This is a genomic window from Kaarinaea lacus (genome assembly GCF_975902315.1).
Genome location: NZ_CDLKIE010000521.1, coordinates 1 through 4,463 on the forward strand (window position 1 = coordinate 1; position 4,463 = coordinate 4,463).

Annotated in this window: 5 protein-coding genes; 4 read left to right on the forward strand and 1 reads right to left on the reverse strand. The window is 43.4% G+C overall.

Features of this window, described 5'->3' with window-relative positions:
* Both ACWVCM_RS16215 and ACWVCM_RS16220 read left to right on the forward strand, forming a co-directional pair.
* The coding region (locus ACWVCM_RS16215; RefSeq protein WP_455202812.1) for a cytochrome c3 family protein at positions 1-446 on the forward strand (446 nt) is incomplete at its 5' end.
* Between the two features lie 129 nt (positions 447-575).
* Complete coding sequence (locus ACWVCM_RS16220) at positions 576-2,597, forward strand: MtrB/PioB family decaheme-associated outer membrane protein (protein ID WP_455202813.1); 2,022 nt, start codon at positions 576-578, stop codon at positions 2,595-2,597.
* Between the two features lie 36 nt (positions 2,598-2,633).
* Here the strand turns inward: ACWVCM_RS16220 and ACWVCM_RS16225 are convergent, their stop codons facing one another.
* On the reverse strand, positions 2,634-3,227 hold the full coding sequence (locus ACWVCM_RS16225) for a c-type cytochrome (protein WP_455202814.1): 594 nt from the start codon (positions 3,225-3,227) through the stop codon (positions 2,634-2,636).
* 232 nt (positions 3,228-3,459) lie between these two features.
* Here ACWVCM_RS16225 and ACWVCM_RS16230 point away from each other — a divergent pair, with 232 nt between their 5' ends.
* Positions 3,460-3,831 (forward strand): GFA family protein, encoded by a 372-nt coding sequence (locus ACWVCM_RS16230; protein ID WP_455202815.1) that lies wholly within the window; start codon positions 3,460-3,462, stop codon positions 3,829-3,831.
* 149 nt (positions 3,832-3,980) lie between these two features.
* A complete protein-coding gene (locus ACWVCM_RS16235) occupies positions 3,981-4,352 on the forward strand; it encodes a hypothetical protein (protein WP_455202816.1) in 372 nt (123 codons plus the stop codon).
* Positions 4,353-4,463 lie beyond the last annotated feature (111 nt).

A 4,463-nucleotide genomic window follows, 5' to 3' on the forward strand; every position in this document is an offset into this window, starting at 1 on the left:
ACACCTGCCATAAAAAACAACGTGCCGAATTTGCCCGTAATTCAGTTCATCCCGTTCGGTACGATAAAATGACATGCACGCAGTGTCACAATCCCCATGGATCGTTTGGGGATGCAATGTTGAAGACCAATACCAGGAATGAAACCTGTTATAACTGTCACGCGGAAAAACGCGGTCCTTTTTTGTGGGCGCATGCGCCGGTTTCCGAAGATTGCAATATTTGTCATGTTCCCCATGGTTCTAGCAATGTGCCGCTCCTGAAAAAACGTGCTCCGTTGCTATGCCAGCAATGTCATTCCACTCAACTTCATCCCAGTTTTGCTTACGATGGTAGCGCGACTACAGATTCCTTCAGAAGCAGATTTGTACTCGCTAAAAGTTGTATGAATTGCCACTACCAGGTGCACGGATCAAACCATCCGTCAGGTGCCAAATTGATGCGATAGTGAAGGATGAGACCCATGTATCACTTTAAAAACAGATACCAACCACTCTCTATTGAGTTCCTTGGTTTATGTTTGTGTGTAATTTCCATGTCGTCTGCGACTGCTCAGGAGGTAATTAATCAGTCGAGCATGGAAAGCATAACGTCCAGTTGGGAATGTAAATGGTGTCCCTACGAAGATAAGGCAGCGCCACAAACAAAAATGGAAGGTGGTGTGGGATATGTAACAAATGATTCATTTAAGTTTGGTGACTATACCGGATTAAATGAAGAAGGTGCTTACCTGATCGGCAACATGGAGTACTCGTCCAGAGACGAAGAAAGTGGTTACATGGATGCCGAAATTTATGATATTGGGCTGGACTCTCGGGAGGTTGGCGCAAAAACCGGGAAGCAGGGTAAAGTCGATGTGGATTTACAATACCGCGAGTTACCAAAGTTTAATTCTGATACTGCAAAAACACCTTACCAGGGTCGTGATAATCAAACACTGCCATTGAACTGGGATTTCGCTTCGGGTACCCAGGGCATGACGGAGCTTGCGAACGCTTTGCATCAAGTTGATCTCTACACCCAACGCAGGACTTTTTTGCTTGCAGCGGATTATTATCAAACCAAATCATTATCCTATGGGCTCAGTTTTCAGCGTGATACCAAGGAAGGGTTCCGAAGCTCGGGAATGGCGTTGGGAAATACTTTTGGATCAGCGCGCAGTGCAATTCTGGCCACTCCAGTGGATAACATAACAGACCAGGGCGAAGCAAAAGTCAGTTATGTCAAACAACGCTGGCAGACCGCGCTTAGTTATAAGTTTTCTAATTTTAAAAATGATGTGGAGAGTATTCGCTGGCAAAACGCTTTCTCAGTGCCTACTGGTGTTACTGAAGGCCGGGGTGGACAGGAACCCGACAATACTATGCAACAATTGACTTTGTCTGGTTCATACCTGTTTGGTCAGTCGACGCTTGCTTCGGCATTACTTTCCTACGGACTACTGGAGCAAAATGATGACTTTTTGCCTTATACGATAAATGGCAGCTTATCACCACAGCCATTACAACGAACATCGCTGGATGGCAAGGTGAATGTTATTAGCGCAAATCTCGCTGTAAATTCAAGGCTAACGGATAATCTTGATATTGAAGCCCAGTATCGACAAAACGAACAGGACAATGACACGCCGCAGGCAACCTATGATTATGTTATTGCGGATACTTCTGTTAGTACACAACAGGAAACAAATACGCCTTATAGCTTTCGTCAACAGGAAATATTGGTTGAGGGCCGTTATCGCATGAAAAAGCCTCATAAGTTTGGCGTGGGCTACAAATATGAAACTTACGACCGAACTTTTCAGGAGGTTGAAACCACAGAAGAAAACAGCTTGTATGGCACCTATCGAAATACAGTGAGTAAGAAATGGAACTGGTTTTTACGCCTGGAGGCAACGGGCCGAGATGGTGATGAGTATACTCAAGTACCTTCAATTACGCCGGCGCAGAATGATTTATTGAGAAAATATAACATGGCGGACAGAACCAGGCGCAAGGCAGTATTCTCCGTTTCTTATGTGCCTCAGACAAAATGGCAGTTAAGTTTTTTTGCTGATTACGCAAATGATGATTACGAAAACTCTGTTATTGGTTTAACCGAAAGCCAGCAAACCAATTATTCCCTGGACTTCCAGTATAACTTTAACAAAGCCGTTACATTAAACATTGACTACACCATAACAGATATAGCTTCCAAACAGGCCGGAAGCGAAGCGTACGATATTCCCGACTGGTTTGCAGACAATGATGACCAGATAAATGTTGCACACCTGGGGTTGATTTATCACATTATTCAAAACAAATTTAAACTGGGTTTTGACTATTCCTATGCCGATTCCACTGGCGATATTTCAGTTTCCACTGGAGTACCATACCCCACACTAACCAGCACTCGCAATACCTTCAAGATTTATGGCGATTATAACTTGAGCGAGCGTTCTGTATTACACGTGCAATATCGTTACGAGGATTATAGTGAAAGTAACTGGGCAATCGATGGTGTCGCACCCGATTCCATCAACAACGTGTTGACCATGGGGGAAGTGAGCCCAAACTATAATATAGGCGTGTTTGACGTTAGCTTCAGGTATTCGTTTTAGTTTGAATAGTTCTGTAATCCATTAGCCATAGAAGAATTATTTCAAGCTGGCGTAATAATGAAGTACGTCTTCAAGACCTTCCTTGCCAGCTTCCTTTTTCAACTTTTTAATCTTGGTTACCATCATGGGTGCCACGCGGCGTTTTTCGTCCAGGTAATCCTGGATGGCCTGGCGCAAATAAGGCATCCATTGTCCGGCTAAAAAACCATAATTGTTTTCGGTAATTCTACCGGCGTTTTCGTGGCATTTTTCGCAATATTTATTATGTAGCTCTTCGCCTTTTTTTACCCGGGCTGGGTCAAACTCCTGTTTCACAGGCTTGAATGTTTGTTTGGCATAAAAATCGGCAAGTTTATCTACTTCTTCCACCGATAAATTATGCACGTAGGGTTTCATTAAATCTGAAGGTCTGCCGTTGTTCTGGTAAGCATCTATCGTATGCGCAAAGAATTCTTTGGTCATGCCGGCAATAGAAGGGATGCTCTTATTAGGGCTATTGCCATCAGCGCCATGGCACATACCACACTTAGCTGCTACCTTTTCGACGTCTTCAGCGCCGACACTAGCAGGGAGCGCAGTGGCAAGTGCAGTGATCAGGATGGAGACATTGAGTAGTTTAACGTTTTCCATAACTTTACCTCGTTGATTTAGCATCCGTGCAAAAATGCTGATTGATTAAATATTAGTATAGCACTGGTATATTAAGCTATCTGGTATTCAATACATTGATGTGGAACAATCACTGCCTTTGATTTCATTGGCAATTAGTTTTTGCATTAGTAGTGCTACAGAATATATTCTATACACGGAAAAATAAGTTTTATCAGCAACTGAAAAAAATGGATCCCAGCAATAGGGGGGAATGGAGGACAAAATTATGGTTAATTACCAGGGAAGTTGTCATTGTGGTGCGGTGCGGTTCTCCTATGAAGGGGAACCTATCGTGAAGGGGTTAAGGTGTACCTGTTCTATATGCGCCCGTAAAGGTGCAATGATGACCTCAGAGATGATTCCTCCAGAGAATTTTTCCATTGACGCGGAAGATGACGCATTAGGGCTTTATCAGTTTGGTATCAAAACAGCCAGGCATTACTTCTGTAAACATTGCGGTATTTATACCTTTCATGAAACCGCACGTAAGATAGGTCATTTTCGCGCGAATATTGGATGCATCGATGGAGTGGATCCCTTTGCTCTGGAAGCTGATGTATTTGACGGTAAGAATTTGATGTAATCGTTGATTGCGCTGCGCGGCCCCGCGCCTGCAAGGGTGCGGGGTAAAAAGTGGGCTAACGGGGTGTGACAAACCGCTAAGAGTAATAGGTATTTGCAGGAGCGGAGCTGTGGCCCGCCATTGAATGCGGTGGCTAATACAATAACGCATTGTCAAACTCAACGGAAGAACAGGGCATGACTCCCCATGATTTAGCACTTCGCTATATGGAAATATTTTTTTCGGGTAAGGATCTGGATCGCCTGGGAACAATTCTTCATGAAGAATTTCAGTTTCGTGGGCCGCTTTATCAATTTGATTCAGCGCAGGATTACATTGCTAGCCTGAAGGCAGATCCACCCGCTAATTGCAGTTACAATATTATTTATTCATTTGAGCAGGTTAACCTTGTTAACCTGATTTATGAGTTTTCAAAACCAGGTGTAGCAACAGTTATGTCGCAATTATTCGGAGTGCTTGATAATAAAATTTCTAATATAGAGTTGATCTTTGATAGTGGCGCATTTGCTGGAAAAGACTGATGTGTAGTAGTGCAGTTTGTATAAGTATTGAAAGGAAATCTGGGGTTTATAAAAAATTACGCGCAGGGACGCTTGGTCACCTGCGCGTAGTTGTTTCGGACAACAGTTTAC